This is a genomic window from Ensifer soli (assembly GCF_041928815.1).
In the GTDB taxonomy this organism is placed as follows: domain Bacteria; phylum Pseudomonadota; class Alphaproteobacteria; order Rhizobiales; family Rhizobiaceae; genus JBHFEI01.
Genome location: NZ_JBHFEI010000003.1, coordinates 103,850 through 117,711 on the forward strand (window position 1 = coordinate 103,850; position 13,862 = coordinate 117,711).

Annotated in this window: 12 protein-coding genes; 4 read left to right on the forward strand and 8 right to left on the reverse strand. The window is 67.4% G+C overall.

What is annotated here, in order from left to right; all coding sequences use genetic code 11:
• Positions 1–54 precede the first annotated feature (54 nt).
• From ACEVQ6_RS05435 to ACEVQ6_RS05445, 3 genes are all read left to right on the forward strand, one after another.
• Positions 55–474 carry a pseudoazurin gene (locus ACEVQ6_RS05435; RefSeq protein WP_374888212.1) on the forward strand — a complete coding sequence of 140 codons (420 nt, stop codon included), beginning with the start codon at positions 55–57 and terminating at the stop codon, positions 472–474.
• Between the two features lie 321 nt (positions 475–795).
• Positions 796–1,173, forward strand: a complete 378-nt coding sequence (locus ACEVQ6_RS05440; RefSeq protein WP_374887908.1) for a DUF983 domain-containing protein — start codon at positions 796–798, stop codon at positions 1,171–1,173.
• Between the two features lie 507 nt (positions 1,174–1,680).
• A complete protein-coding gene (locus tag ACEVQ6_RS05445) occupies positions 1,681–2,847 on the forward strand; it encodes an AGE family epimerase/isomerase (protein WP_374887909.1) in 1,167 nt (388 codons plus the stop codon).
• 28 nt (positions 2,848–2,875) lie between these two features.
• Here the strand turns inward: ACEVQ6_RS05445 and ACEVQ6_RS05450 are convergent, their stop codons facing one another.
• The 7 genes from ACEVQ6_RS05450 to xylF all read right to left on the reverse strand — a co-directional run bounded on the left by ACEVQ6_RS05450 (position 2,876) and on the right by xylF (position 11,062).
• The gene (locus ACEVQ6_RS05450; protein ID WP_374887910.1) at positions 2,876–3,178 is read right to left on the reverse strand and encodes an antibiotic biosynthesis monooxygenase; all 303 of its coding nucleotides are present in this window, start codon (positions 3,176–3,178) and stop codon (positions 2,876–2,878) included.
• A gap of 37 nt (positions 3,179–3,215) precedes the next feature.
• The gene (gene lsrK, locus ACEVQ6_RS05455; RefSeq protein ID WP_374887911.1) at positions 3,216–4,781 is read right to left on the reverse strand and encodes an autoinducer-2 kinase; all 1,566 of its coding nucleotides are present in this window, start codon (positions 4,779–4,781) and stop codon (positions 3,216–3,218) included.
• Between the two features lie 362 nt (positions 4,782–5,143).
• Entirely contained in the window at positions 5,144–5,965 is an 822-nt protein-coding gene (locus tag ACEVQ6_RS05460) for a cyclase family protein (RefSeq protein ID WP_374887912.1), read from the reverse strand.
• Positions 5,966–6,272: 307 nt separating this feature from the next.
• Complete coding sequence (locus ACEVQ6_RS05465; RefSeq protein ID WP_374887913.1) at positions 6,273–7,013, reverse strand: sugar transferase; 741 nt, start codon at positions 7,011–7,013, stop codon at positions 6,273–6,275.
• Between the two features lie 609 nt (positions 7,014–7,622).
• A complete protein-coding gene (locus ACEVQ6_RS05470; protein ID WP_374887914.1) occupies positions 7,623–8,408 on the reverse strand; it encodes an ATP-binding cassette domain-containing protein in 786 nt (261 codons plus the stop codon).
• Between the two features lie 15 nt (positions 8,409–8,423).
• A complete protein-coding gene (locus tag ACEVQ6_RS05475) occupies positions 8,424–9,737 on the reverse strand; it encodes a sugar ABC transporter permease (protein WP_374887915.1) in 1,314 nt (437 codons plus the stop codon).
• A gap of 284 nt (positions 9,738–10,021) precedes the next feature.
• Positions 10,022–11,062: a D-xylose ABC transporter substrate-binding protein gene (xylF, locus tag ACEVQ6_RS05480; protein ID WP_374887916.1), complete on the reverse strand. Its 1,041-nt coding sequence runs from the start codon at positions 11,060–11,062 to the stop codon at positions 10,022–10,024.
• A gap of 233 nt (positions 11,063–11,295) precedes the next feature.
• Here xylF and ACEVQ6_RS05485 point away from each other — a divergent pair, with 233 nt between their 5' ends.
• Positions 11,296–12,546: an ROK family protein gene (locus tag ACEVQ6_RS05485; protein ID WP_374887917.1), complete on the forward strand. Its 1,251-nt coding sequence runs from the start codon at positions 11,296–11,298 to the stop codon at positions 12,544–12,546.
• Positions 12,547–12,597: 51 nt separating this feature from the next.
• Here ACEVQ6_RS05485 and iolG read toward each other — a convergent pair whose 3' ends face one another.
• The gene (iolG, locus tag ACEVQ6_RS05490; protein WP_374887918.1) at positions 12,598–13,590 is read right to left on the reverse strand and encodes an inositol 2-dehydrogenase; all 993 of its coding nucleotides are present in this window, start codon (positions 13,588–13,590) and stop codon (positions 12,598–12,600) included.
• Positions 13,591–13,862: the final 272 nt, after the last annotated feature.

Below are 13,862 nucleotides of genomic sequence, written 5' to 3' on the forward strand. Positions count from 1 at the left end.
CTGGCAACGATCTTGGCGACAGGGAGGTGCAGGCGGGTGCGCAAGGTGATCGGTATGGCATTGGCGCTGACGATGGCGGCAGGCGCCGCCGCGGCGGCGGAACATCAGGTGCAGATGCTGAACAAGGGCAAGGAAGGCGCGATGGTCTTCGAGCCCGCCTTCGTCAAGGCGGCGCCGGGCGACACGATCCGTTTCGTGCCGACCGACAAGAGCCACAATGTCGAGGCCATCAAGGGCATGCTCCCCGAAGGTGTGAAGCCATTCAAGAGCAAGATGAACGAGGAATACGTGCTGACGGTGACGGAGCTAGGCATCTACGGCGTCAAATGCTCGCCGCATTTCAGTATGGGCATGGTTGCGGTCATTCAGGCGGGCGATGCGCCGGCAAATCTCGAGGCCGCCAGGGCCGTGAAACTGCCGCCGAAGGCGGCCGAGCGGATCAATGCCGGCTTTGCGGGACTTTTGGCGCCCTGAGGGCAACATCCTCCGCGTCGTGCGCCTGGGCGCCTCTTAAAAAAAGACCGGATTGGCGAACGCCGCGTGTCCCTCTCGGATGCGCGGCGTTCCGTCGTTTCAGGGCCTTGCCGGCCGTCACCGGTTCACCGGACGCGCTCTATTCATTTGTTTTTGCCGCTTTCTCCGCCGCTGAAGCGATCATGTATCAGCTGGACATGCGCGTGTCGTCCGGGACGGCGGGCGCTGCGTCATTCTGTCGACTGGACAAAGACGGCGTATTGTTGCATTGAATGAATGCATTCAAGAATTATGTTGATTGCATTCATTGAGGTGTCCGCCATGTCCGATTCCTATCCGATCCTGCCGCCGATGCAGACCGGGATCCGCGGCCGCTGCCCGCGCTGCGGAGAGGGCCATCTTTTCAAGGGGTTCCTGACGCTCGCGCCGCGCTGCGAGGCCTGCGGGCTCGATTATGGCTTTGCCGATCCGGCGGATGGCCCGGCCTTCTTCGTCATCTGCTTTGCCTGCGTGCCGAGCGTTCTTCTCGCCGTCTGGCTGGAGGTCGCCTTCTCGGCCTCGCTTATGACGCAGCTTCTGGTCACGGGACCGTTCATGCTCTTGACCTGCATTCCGCCGCTGCGGCCGCTGAAGGGCTGGCTGGTCGCGAGCCAGTATTTCTACAAGGCGGAGGAGGGAAAGCTCGCGCGCTCCGGCTGACCGCGACGACGTGCGGTCAAGCCGCGCGGCGACCCTGTCCGTCGCGCCATCGATCTGCGAGCGCCTGCCTGCGGACCCGGGTCGGGCCGAACCGCACCCGTTTAGGACCCGCACATCCCTCCCGACCGCGATCGGCGATATCCTGGCGTTTCGTCTGTTCGTTAAGAAGTTCGGCCTCTTCTTAAGGAAAACATGATCCGACAGGTGCAGGATGTCGCGGTTTCCTGTATTGCGCCGTCCGTGTCGTCATCAGGCAGGACGGCGGCAGGGTGCGGCATTTTCGTTGCGGCACCGGGGGGATTTGGTCTATGGCTTCCGCGGTTGCGGGGGCGGGGAGCCCGGTTGATGCCAAGCATTCCGGTAAGGCGGCGCCAGCATCGCGGCGAGGGACGGCTCCCGGTGGAGCCGGACAGGGTTGAGCGATTGATGCGACGTCATGAGCGTGGGTTTCCGAATGAGAGTGGCGGTCCATCCTTGAGCGCGCATGATCCTCGCCGTGCGAGCCTGATGGCCCTGGCCGATTTCAGCGGACGTCTGATCTCCTGGCTGGAAAACGATGCGCTGCCGCTCTGGGCACGCGTCGGGTTCGACGGTCCGGGCGGCGGCCTGGCCGAGACCGTGGCATTGGACGGAACCGCGACGCGGGACGACCGGCGCGGCCGCGTTCCGCCGCGCCAGGCCTATGCCTTCGCCGAGGCCGGGCTCAAGGGATGGGGCGGCGACTGGCGCCTGCCGGCCGAAGCCGCGCTCTCGTCCTTCGATCGCGTCTTCGCGCGCGGCGACGGTTTCTACGGCGCGGTCGCCACGGCGGACGGCGTCCTCACGGATCCGTCCTTCGATCTCTACATCCAGGCCTTCGCCTTTCTCGCGCTTGCGACGCTCGCCGAGGCGCTGCCGGAACGCCGGGCGGAACTGTCGGCCCGCAGCGACGCCATGCGGCAGGCGCTCGTCCTGCGCTGCAAGCATCCCGAGGGCGGCTTCCACGAGGACGATCCGCGGCGCTATCCCCTGCGCGCCAACCCGCATATGCATCTCTTCGAGGCCTGCATGGCGAGCGAGACGGTCGAGGGCTTCGACCGGACGGCCTGGTCCAAGCTCGCCGACGACATCGCGGAACTGGCGCTTTCCCGCCTGATCGATGCCGAAAGCGGCGTGCTGCGCGAGTTCTTCGATGTCGACTGGACGCCTTTCCCCGGTCCGAAGGGGCGGAAGGTGGAGCCGGGGCATCTCTTCGAATGGTCCTGGCTCTTGTCGAACTGGGGCGAGCGTCGCGGCAACGAGCGGGCGCTTGCCGCCTCGAAACGGCTGTTCGACCTCGCCGACGCCCATGGCGTCTGCCCGGAGCGGAACGTGGCGATGATGGGCCTGCTCGATGATCTGAGCGTCGCCGATCCGCTGGCGCGGCTCTGGTCGCAGACCGAATGGCTGAAGGCGGCGGTGCGGCTTGCCGCGCGTGTGCCGTCGGCCGGGCAGGCGCCCTATCTTGCCTCCGCCGTCAGCGCCGCCCGCGCCTTCGAACGTTTTCTCGACACGCCCCTTCCGGGGCTCTGGCGCGACAAGATGCTGCCCGACGGCCGCTTCGTCGAGGAGGCGGCGCCGGCGAGCAGTCTCTACCACATCGTCTGCGCCGCCTACGAGCTGCGCGCCTGTCTCCTGCGGCTTCAGGCGGACTGAGGCCGTTTTGCCTCTGTCTGCCGCGCGGTCAATCGCCGAAATCGGCGAATTCCGCCTCGTAGAAGACCTTGCTGCGCGGCGCGGCCTGGATCGATTCGATCCGGCGGATGCATTCCTTGTAGTGTTCCGTCTGGCGATGCGCCTCCACGGCCTCGGCCGAGCGGAAAACCTCGTAGATGGAAAAGCTGTTCGGGGCGTCGGCGTGGCGCAGCACGTCGAAGCGCACATTGCCCGGCTCCTTGCGCGTCCCCTCGTAATTGAGGCGGAAGGCGTCAAGGAATTCCTCGGCGCATCCCTCGCGGACATGGACGGTGACGATCTGGATCAGCATGGTGTCTCCTTTTTGAAGGCGGATGGTCGCGGAAGGGTCAAAGCCCGGGGGCTTTCCACAGCGCCGTGGTGACGCCGTCGTCGACGAGGCGGCGCTGGGCCGCATAGGCCGCGGCCCAGCGTTCGCCGGCGCGGGCATAGATCTCGTTGCGGGCTGGGTCGGGGTCGAAGCGCCGGTCCCAGCGGACCCAGTGGTCCGCGGCCTCGACGAAGTCGCGATGGGCGCCGGTGCCGATCGAGGCGGCCGCGGCCGCGCCGAGCGCGGTCGCTTCCTTGACCACGGGCGTGACGACCGGCAGCCCGGTGGCATCGGCGAGGATCTGCGACCAGTGCGCCGATTTGGCGGCGCCGGCCGCGAAGATCACCCTGTCGGGTCTCGTGCCGGCAAGGTCGAACACGGCGGAAAGATTGCGTGCCGCGACGATTGCCGCGTTCTCCTGCAGCGCCCGGAAGATCGCCGCCTTGCCGGCGCGCGCCGGGTCGATCGAGAGATTGAGCAGCGATGGCGCGGCATGGTACCACCGGCCGTAGCGCATCACATCGGAGAAGATCGGGATGATGCCGTAGGCGCCCGGCGGCACGCTTTCCGACCGGCGCTCCAGAAGCGCATAGGCGTCTGCCCCGGTCAGGGCGGCCTCCGCCACTTCCTCGGCCCCGAAGGCGTCGCGGAACCAGCGCATGACGAGGCCGACGAAGAAACTGATCGCCTCGGCCTGGTTGAGCCCGGTGACGACATGGGGATTGATCCGCAGATCCATCGACGGATCGCGCAGGTCGGGAGCCACATTGACGACCTGCTGCCAGAAGGTGCCGCCGAGCACGGCGCAATCGCCGCGCCGGACGACGCCGAGGCCGGCGGTGCCGATCTGGCAGTCGCCGCCACCCATGACGACGCGGGTTCCCTCTGCAAGCCCCGTTGCCTCCGCCGCGCGGCGCGTGACCGCGCCGATGATGGTACCGGGCTCGACGCAGGGCGGGAAGAGATCGTCGCGCAGCCCCGCCTTGCGCGCCGCCTCCGGCAGCCAGTCACGCCGGGAAAGATCGAAAAGCCCGGTCGTGCCCGCATTGGAGGGGTCCGACGCGATCACCCCGGAAAGCCGGGCCAGCACCCAGTCCGAGAGCATGCCGACGCGGGCCGCGCGGGCGTAGACATCGGGACGATGGCGTTTCAGCCAGAGCAGACGAGGAAGGGCACCGAGCGCGAAGGTCTGGCCGGACCGGTCGTAGAGAGACCGCTCAAGCGCGGGATGATCGCGCTTGAGGTCGCGGACCTCGCCCGTCGCGCGGCTGTCGACATTGGCGCAGGCCCAGAGCTCGCCGCCGTCCGCGTCGTAGAGCACGATCGCCTCGCGCATGCTGGTCGCGCTGACGGCGGAGATGTCGGCGGCGACGATGCCCGCCTCCGCGATCGTCTGGCGGATCGCCCGGCTCAGCAGCGCCCAGTTGCCCTCGACGTCGAAATCCATCGAGCCTTCGACGCGCGGATCGGCGCGGTGCGACCATTCATGCTGGGCGGCCGCGACCTGCCGGCCTTCCGCATCGAAGAGAACGGCGCGGCCGCTGCCTGTGCCTGCGTCGACGGCCAGGAAAAAGCGACCGGCCATGCCTCAGGCCCGCGTGTCGAGAGCGTGCGCAGGCACAGGGACACCGCCCGAGAGCATGAACGCGGGAGAGGCACGGCCGCCGCTCCGTGGTGCTTTCCGTGGGAGGGTAACGGTCATTGTGCCGGATGCAGCCTTTGGCAAGACTGCCCGCCGGCGGGCGCGGTCACGGGCGATCTGCCCGCAATCGTATCGACGCATGAACACGCGGACGCGCCGTTCCCCTCCGGCATCCGCGTCGCGCCGGTCTCCTCCCGATGGCATGGCCCTCTCCCCGTATCGACGCCTGAGTATCGATGGATCGCCGCCTGCGTCAAGCGCGAAGCGTGCGTTCCTGCCCCAGGCGTCGGCGGGGCGACGCCGCGTCAGACGAGAGCGAAGACGCGGGACGGGCCGCCGGTGCCGCCGCGCACCTTCGGCGCGCCGACGACGAGGGTCGCCCCGCTCGCCGGCAGCTTGTCGAGGTTCGTCGCGGCCTCGAGACCCCATTTGCCGGCGGCGAGCCAGGCGTAATGGGTGGCGAAATCGGGCGAGGGGCCATGGTCGAGCGACAGCGTGTCGACGACGATGCCGGCGGCCTTGGTGTTTTCGAGCAGGTAATGCGCCGTTTCGGCGTGGAAGCCGGGGAAATGCATCTTGCCCTCGGCATCGGCATTGCGGAACTTGTCGCTGCCGACATGGGCGTCCCAGCCGGACAGAAGCGCGACGGCGGCGCGGTCCGGAATGTCGCCGTGCCTGGCGGCCCAGGCCTTGAGGTCGTCCGGTGTCAGTTGCGCGTCCGGGTCTGCCGCGACCTTCTCGCGGATGTCGACCACGACCAGCGGCACGACGAGGCTTTCGACCGGGATTTCCGCGACCGAGGCGCCATCGGCGGAGAAATGCAGCGGCGCGTCGAGATGGGTTCCGGTGTGTTCGTTGACGCGCAGTTCGAAGAGATTGAACTTGTGCTCGGCGTAATTGAACTTCTGGTCGCGGAAGAACTGCTGGTCGCCGAAGAAGGTCGGAAATCCCTCATGCAGTTCGTGGGTCAGGTCGGTGACCCCAGACGGCGGCGCGGCTTGGGCAGCACGCGGCGTGACGACGGCCGGCACGGCCGAGACCGCCGCCACGGCGGCGGCGGCGCGGAACAGGCTGCGCCGGGACAGCATCCGGTCCTTTACCGATTCGATGACACAGGCATTGCACATGCGCTTTTTCCCCTTCGCTTCATCGCACGGTCCCGAAGATGACAAGACATCGCAGCCGCGTCCAGAGGCGGCTTTTGCGTCTTGGCGCGCAGGACGGAAACCGTTTTGCCGATCGGCCCGGCTTTCGGCGGCGCGGGCAAGGCGCGATCCGTGCCGCGCCGTAATCGCCTCGGGTCCGACGAGCAGCGGGCTCGTCCGGACATGGATCTCAAGTGGCCGTCGGGTCGTCGCGTCCCCGTTCTCATGGCCAATTTTCGCGGCGTCGGGATGGACGAGGAACCGCTGTGCGCGCCCGACACTCCGCGCCTCATGTCCCGGTGCCGCCGCGGATCTCGGTCACGAGGGTTCTCACCATGATCTTCAGGTCGAGGAGAAGGGAAAAATTCCGGATATAGGCGACGTCGCAGGCGATGCGGCGGAGCGCACGGCTGCGGTCGTCCGTCGGCCCGCGCAGGCCGTGGCATTGCGCAAGCCCCGTCATTCCGGGTCGCATCCGGTGGCGCAGGCCGTAGCCCGCGACCACCTCCGGATAGGGCTTTCCGTCGGCGAGCATGCCCGGCACATGCGGCCGCGGCCCGACCAGCGACATGTCGCCGACGAGCACGTTCCACAATTGCGGAAGTTCGTCGAGATTGGTCCGGCGCAGGACGCGGCCGAGGCGGGTGACGCGGGCATCGCCGGCGACAGCCTGCGCCACGCCCGAGGGATCGCAGCCGGCCGTGCCCATGGTGCGGAACTTGACGATCAGGAAGCGGCGGTCACCGAGCCCGATGCGCTCCTGGAGAAAGATCGGTGATCCCCGGCTTTCCAGTCGCACCAGCAGGGCAAGGACGAGCATGGGAAGCATCAATGCGGAAAGAGCGATGCAGGAAAAGACGATATCGACGCACCGCTTGGCAACGAGCGCGCTCCGGCGCGGCGGTGCCACCGGGCCGCTGATCGCCACGGGCGGATCGATATCCCGCGGGGGGCCGTCCGGAGCATCCTCGTCCGGCCGCGCATGGCTTCGCACGAGAAGCCGGTCGGCGGCCCGCACGATCTCCGCCATCGTGATATCGGGCCGGCGTGACTTTCCGCGCCCGGCCATGAAGGATGAAACACGCGATATGGCGTGCGGCATGCGCTGCCCCCATCACTTGCTGGTCATCTGAAATGATTTCGGCTTGATCAAACTCGGACGCAACAGGTCGAGCGCTCGCGGGCGCTGATTTCACGCAAGGGTCGTTCTTTGGAAAAATACAACTATTAACACTTTATTTATCATATTCAGCGCCAATGCAAGTGAAGCACCGAAAATACAACTATAGATTAATTAAGCAGAAACGAACACGTCTTGTTTGTGTCCGGTCGCCGGTGACGACGTTCCGTGCGTAAGACATGAGGCGCCTGGAAAAGGCACCTCGTCGTCGGGGGCGTGACACGCCGGAAAAGGGTCGGTCGTTTCGCTTCCGGAACGCGGCAGGCTTCCCTATCAGTCCTTCTGGCGCAGCGTCGGGGGTGGGCAGCCGCCCGGATCCCCGGCGTCGGACGGCGAGGACCGCCGCCGACCCGCCCGTCCGCTTTCCTGCAGGAGCGGGGAGGTCGACGGCGTGGGGTGCCGTCCAGATACTGGCCGACAACCTGGGCCTGCGCCGCCGCCGGCGGCGGCGCCCGCCTTTCAGGCCGTCTGCATGGCGCCGGGGCCCGGCACGGCGCCCGGCGGCACCTTGCCGAGAATGATCATGCCGAGCACCTCGTCCTTGGTGACGTCCTGGGTTCTGGCATGGCCGACGACCTGGCCGTTCTTCATCACCGACACGCGGTCGGCGAGGTCGAAGACGTCGTGGATGTCGTGGCTGATCAGGAAGATGCCGATGCCTTCGCGCTTCAACTGCTTGATCAGTTCGCCGACCTGGGCGGTTTCCTGCGGTCCGAGTGCTGCGGTCGGCTCGTCCATGATCAGGATGCGGGCGTTGAACAGGATGGCGCGGGCGATCGCCACCGACTGCCGCTGGCCGCCGGAAAGCGCCTTCACCGGCTCCTTGAAACGCTGGAAGTTGGGGTTGAGCCGCCCCATCACCTCGCGCGCCTTCGCCTCCATCGCCACGTCGTCGAGCGTACCCCAGGGGGTGCGCAGTTCCCGGCCGAGATAGAGATTGGCGGCGGCGTCGACATTGTCGGCGACGGCGAGCGTCTGGTAGATCGTCTCGATGCCGTATTTCTTCGCGTCGCGCGGATTGCCGATCTCCGCCGGCGCGCCGTTGATCAGGATGTCGCCGGCATCGCGCTTGTAGGCGCCGGAGAGGATCTTGATCAGCGTCGACTTGCCGGCGCCGTTGTGGCCGAGCAGGGCCACGACCTCGCCCGGATAGAGGTCGACGGAGGCGTTGTCGACCGCGTGGATACCGCCGAAGGAGATCGAGATGTTGCGCATCTCGACCAGCGGCGTGCGTTGTTCCGTCATTGCCAAAACTCCTTCTTACTTGGCGCGGCCGCGGTAGACGGTGTCGAGCCAGACGGCGACAACGAGAACCATGCCGACCACGATGCGCTGCAGCGGACTGTCGATGCCGAGCAGGACCATGCCGGATTGCAGCGATTGCATGACGAGGGCGCCGAGCATGGCGCCGGCGATGGTGCCCATGCCGCCGGCGAGCGACGTCCCGCCGATCACCGCGGCGGCGATCGTGTAGAGTTCGTCGAGCTCGCCCTGGGCGTTCGTCGCGGCGTTGAGGCGGGCGGTGGAGATCGCGGCGGCGATGGCGCAGAGCATGCCCATCAGCGCGAAGATGCGCACCGTCACCCAGCGGGTCTTGATGCCCGCGAGTTCCGCGGCTTCCGGATTGCCGCCGAGCGCGAAGACGTAGCGGCCGAAGCGCAGCCGCGTCGAGATGAAGGTCATGACGATGCCGACGCCGATGGCGATCAACACCGGCACGGCGATGCCGTGCGGGATGAACAGGCCGCCTTCCGGCCAGGCGATGCCGTTGGCGTCGGCATATTTGCGCGCGATCGCCACCGGCCAGGGATAGGCGTTGACGATGGCGACGGCGCCGAGGACGAGGAGACAGCCGACACCCGAAAGGAAATATTCCGCCCAGATCGGCCGCTGCGGGAAGCCGAAGCGGCGACGCTGCTTGCGCGCATTGATGATCGTGCCGACGATGGCGAGGCAGGCGATGACGCCGACGATCCAGCTCGCCGTCGCGCCGATCGAACCCTCGGTGCCGCCGCCCATCAGGCGAAAGGTTGCGTCCATCGGCGCCACCGTGCGCCCCGAGGTGACGAACCAGGTCGCACCGCGCCAGACGAGCAGGCCGCCGAGCGTGACGATGAAGGAGGGCACGCGCAGGAAGGCGATGATCGCCCCGTGCAGTGCGCCGATCGCGGCGCCGAGAACGAGGCCGGAGCACAGCGTCACGATCCAGATCGCCGGATGGTTGAAGCCCAGGAGTTTCGGCAGGAATTCCGCCTGCATCACCCCCATGATCATGCCGACGAAGCCGAGGATCGAGCCGACCGAGAGATCGATGTTGCGCGTGACGATGACGAGCACCATGCCGGTCGCCATCACGGCGATCGAGGCTGTCTGGACGGAGAGGTTCCAGAGGTTGCGCGGCGTCAGGAAAAGGCCGCCCGACAGGAGGTCGAAGCCGATCCAGATGATCAGCATCGCGCCGACCATGCCGAGCAGGCGCGTGTCGATCTCGGTGGCGCGGAAGAACCGCTTCAGCGGATGTTCGCTCGCCGCGCGGGCGCGGTTCGCATGCGTGGTATTCGTGATGTCGGCCATGATCCTGCCGTTCCCCCACTTTTTTGGACTCTGATACGGCCGCCCGGCATGGCCCTGTCGCAGGGCGATGGAACCCGTGCACGGGCTCCGGGCGGCGAGGGCGTCGCGCCGCCGTCCGGCCAGCGCCGCCTGCTCGCGCGATATCGTTTTCCGGCGGCCCTGCCGCCCTTTGCGCACCGCACGAGCGCCGCAACCTGCGTTGCGGCGCTCGAATGTCGGGTCAGTGCCGCCCGTGTCGCGCGTGCCGGGCGCTGTGTCCGGCGGACGTCGACATCGGCAGGCCTTTAGTTGCAGGCCGCGACCGAACCGGCGGCGACGCCCTGGCAGGCGGTTTCCTTGGAGATCCAGCCGGCGTCGATGACGACGTTCAGGTTGTCCTTGGTGATCGGCATCGGCGCGAGGAAGACCGACTTCATCTCGACGCCCTTCGGGCCGCCGTTGAAGGTCTGCACGTCGGCGATCTCGTCCATCGTCTTGCCACCGGCAAGCTCGGCGGCGATCTCGGCGGCGCGCTTGCCGAGCTCGCGGGCGTCCTTCCAGACGGAGACGGTCTGCGTGCCGAGCGCGACGCGGTTCAGCGCCGCATGGTCGCCGTCCTGGCCGGAGACCGGAACGGAGCCGGCCATGCCCTGCGCCGTCAGGGCGGCGACGACGCCGCCGGCCGTGCCGTCGTTCGAGGCGACGACCGCGTCGACCTTGTTGTCGTTGGCCGTCAGGAACTGCTCCATGTTCTTCTGGGCGTTCTCCGGCTTCCAGCCGTCGGTATAGGCTTCGCCGACATTCTTGATCTTGCCGGCGTCGATCGCCTCCTTCAGCACCTCGAGCTGGCCGGAGAAGAGGAAGTCGGCGTTCGGATCGGAGGAGGAGCCCTTGATGAAGACGTAGTTGCCCTCGGGCTTCACCTTGAACACTTCGCGGGCCTGCATGCGCCCGACTTCCTTGTTGTCGAAGGTGATGTAGAAGGCGGCCGGGTTCTCGATCAGGCGGTCATAGCCGACGACCGGGATGCCCTCGGCGGTCGCCTTCTCGATCGCCGGGCCGATCGCCTCGGAGTCCTGCGCCAGCACGATGAGCGCGTTCGCGCCCTGCGAGATCAGCGATTCGACGTCGGTGAGCTGCTTGGCGGCCGAGGACTGGGCATCGGCGGAGATGTACTTGTCGCCCGAGGCCTCGAGCGCGGCCTTGATCGCCGCCTCGTCGGTCTTCCAGCGCTCTTCCTGGAAGTTCGACCAGGACACGCCGACGACGAGGTCCTTGGCGATGGCCGCGGAATGCAGGGAAACGATGATGGCGGCCCCCGCCATCAGCTTCAGAACGGATCTCATAAATGTCCTCCCAACGGATGGCCGGTCTCTCGGGCGAACCTCCCGCACGAGTCCTCAAACCGGCCCGAATCTGCCGAAAAAGCCCCCGGGACTTTTTTCTCGACAGTCGAGAAAATAGATGTCAGAGTTTTTGCAGGCTGTCAACCGAGTGTCTCGGCTTGTGTTGCTGCCCGGCAGGTGCTTTGGGAGGGGCATGTGTGTCGAAGGCTGATCGGGAATAACGGGCGCATGCCATGCTGACGAAATCCGGCCCGGAACTCGTGCGCCAGCAGAACTGCGCCCTGGTGCTTTCGGCGCTTCGCCGTTTCGGTCCCCTGTCGCACACCGACATTTCCGCCCGTACGGGTCTCGCCTCAGCGACCGTCTCCGCCATCACGGCCGACCTCGAAAAGGTCAACGTCATCGGCCGGATGGAGCAGCAGCCGCAGGGCGGGCGCGGACGGCCGCGCGTGCTCTTCCGCCAGCGCCGCGACGGCGGCTTCCTCATAGCGGTGCGCATCTCCTCCGACATGGTGCAGTATTCGCTGGTCGACTATGCCGGCACGCTGATCGACCGCTTCGAGGAGGCGCGCAACCACGCGATCTCCGGCACGGCGCATTTTTCCGCAGGTCTCCGCGCCGCCCTTTCGCGCATCGCCGCCCGCTCGGGCGTGGCGCCGGAGAAGGTGCTGGCGATCTCGATCAGCAGCAAGGGTACCGTCGATCCCGACGGGCGCTGCCTGATCTGGTCGCCGGTCTTCGGGCGGGAGCGGATCGATTTCGTCGAGCTGCTCAGCCTCGACTGGCAGGCCAAGGTGACGGTCAGCAACGAGACGCTGCTGGTCGCCCAGGCGCTCGGCCAGAAGGCCGACAGGGCGGCGGACGAGACGGCCGCCGGCGCGGGGCCGCGCTTTCGCGGGCTGGTCGCGCTGTCGCTCGGCCACAGCATCGGCCTCGGCATCGCGCGTAAGGACCGTGCCGGCGCGCTGGAGGTGACGGCGCCGAATTTCGGCCATATGCTGCACCGGGCGGAAGCCGGGCTCTGCCGCTGCGGCGCGATCGGCTGTGTCGAGGCGGCGGCCGGCTTCTACGGCATCCTGCGCACCGCCTTCGAGGTGCCGCCCGACACGATCCCGGCGAAATTCGTTCCGCTTGCCGAGATGGACAAGATCGCGGCCAGCGCCCGCGCCGGCCACCGCATGGCCGGCTACGCCTTCCGGCAGGCAGGCCTCGCGCTCGGCCAGGGCCTGTCGCGGGTGCTCAGCCTCTACGATCCGATGCCCGTCGTGGTCACCGGGCAGGGCACGCGCTATTTCGACCTGCTGCAGCGCGGCCTCGACGAGGGGCTCGCCCAGTCGCATCAGGTGCGGCTCTACGGGCCGCCGGCGATCTCGGTGGTCCTCGATGAGCAGCGGCTGGTCTTCGAGGGCCATCTCGACCGGGTCCTGACCGAGATGGACCAGGATGTCGCCGCCTTGCGCGCCCCGGCCGGAGAGACGGAATAGGCGCGGCGGTCTCGCCCTTGGGAAAAAGGAACCCTTCCGCCGCGCCCGGCCTCAGGAGAGTTCGACCACCGCCCCGGTCTTCACCGAGGTCAGCGCGGCATCGGCGAGGATCAGCGCGGCGAGCCCGTCGGCACCGGTCGGCGAGATCGGCGCGCCCTTCTCGATCGCGGCGATGAAGGCCGCGATCTCGTTGGCATAGGCCTCGGTGTAGCGGGTCATGAAGAAATCGTGCAGCGGCGGGCGGGTGTAGCCGTCGCCATTCGCGATCTCGATCGATACGGGTCGCTGGTTCTCCGCCAAGACCATGCCCTTTTCGCCGTGGATCTCGATGCGCTGGTCGTAGCCATAGGTGGCGCGGCGCGAATTGGAGATGATCGCCTGCCTGCCGCTTGCCGTCTGCAGCAGCACGGAGACGCTGTCATAGTCGCCGGCCTCGCCGATCGCCGGGTCGACCAGGACGGCGGCGGTCGCGGCGACGCGGACGATCTCCTCGCCGAGCAGGAAGCGGGCCATGTCGAAATCGTGGATCGTCATGTCGCGGAAGATGCCGCCCGACCGGCTGATATAGTCGACCGGGGGCGCGCCGGGGTCGCGCGAGGTGATCGTCACCATCTCGACCGCGCCGATGCGACCGTCGTCGATCGCGCGGCGCACCGCCTGGAAATGCGGGTCGAAGCGGCGGTTGAAGCCGACCATCAGTTTCGCCCCGGTCTCCTCGACCACGGCGATGCAGGCCTTGACCCGTTCAACGTCGAGATCGACCGGCTTCTCGCAGAAGATCGCCTTGCCGGCGCGCGAGAAGCGCTCGATCAGGTCGGCATGGGTGTCGGTCGGCGTGCAGATCACGACCGCGTCGATGTCGTCGGCCGCCTCGATCTCCTCGATGCTGCGCACGCTGCAGCCATACTGCCCGGCAAGCGCTTCCGCCGCGCCCGCGAACGCATCGGCGACCGCCACGAGGACCGCGTCCGGATCGCCGCTCACGGCCTTGGCATGGACCTTGCCGATGCGGCCGGCGCCGAGAAGGCCAAATCTTACAGTCATCGTCACACTCTTTCGCTGGGGCGCCGCCGCTCGGCGCCCTGAGGTCGCGGGGCGATGTCGCCCGTCCCGCGGTGGCGTGGCGGGCGGGGCCCGCGCGAGCTCTGGTCCGGATGAAGGGCGGCGGCCCCCGTCACGAAGGCCGCATGCCGGTGTCTCCCCCATCCCGCCGCTTGACAGAACAAATCGGCGGCGTCTGTTATTTTCGGAATATTTATTCTATTTTACACGCGATCGTCAAGCCGTTCGCGCGCGGCCGGGGTTGCGGATCCCCG

Coding starts and splice junctions, on each gene's coding strand:
- xylF (WP_374887916.1), bottom strand. CDS start 11,062: ATGAGATCCGTTCTGAAGCTGATGGCGGGGGCCGCCATCATCGTTTCC.
- ACEVQ6_RS05460 (WP_374887912.1), bottom strand. CDS start 5,965: ATGTGCAATGCCTGTGTCATCGAATCGGTAAAGGACCGGATGCTGTCC.
- lsrK (WP_374887911.1), bottom strand. CDS start 4,781: ATGGCCGGTCGCTTTTTCCTGGCCGTCGACGCAGGCACAGGCAGCGGC.
- ACEVQ6_RS05465 (WP_374887913.1), bottom strand. CDS start 7,013: ATGGCGGAGATCGTGCGGGCCGCCGACCGGCTTCTCGTGCGAAGCCAT.
- ACEVQ6_RS05475 (WP_374887915.1), bottom strand. CDS start 9,737: ATGGCCGACATCACGAATACCACGCATGCGAACCGCGCCCGCGCGGCG.
- ACEVQ6_RS05450 (WP_374887910.1), bottom strand. CDS start 3,178: ATGCTGATCCAGATCGTCACCGTCCATGTCCGCGAGGGATGCGCCGAG.
- ACEVQ6_RS05485 (WP_374887917.1), top strand. CDS start 11,296: ATGCTGACGAAATCCGGCCCGGAACTCGTGCGCCAGCAGAACTGCGCC.
- ACEVQ6_RS05445 (WP_374887909.1), top strand. CDS start 1,681: ATGGCCCTGGCCGATTTCAGCGGACGTCTGATCTCCTGGCTGGAAAAC.
- ACEVQ6_RS05435 (WP_374888212.1), top strand. CDS start 55: ATGGCATTGGCGCTGACGATGGCGGCAGGCGCCGCCGCGGCGGCGGAA.
- ACEVQ6_RS05440 (WP_374887908.1), top strand. CDS start 796: ATGTCCGATTCCTATCCGATCCTGCCGCCGATGCAGACCGGGATCCGC.
- iolG (WP_374887918.1), bottom strand. CDS start 13,590: ATGACTGTAAGATTTGGCCTTCTCGGCGCCGGCCGCATCGGCAAGGTC.
- ACEVQ6_RS05470 (WP_374887914.1), bottom strand. CDS start 8,408: ATGACGGAACAACGCACGCCGCTGGTCGAGATGCGCAACATCTCGATC.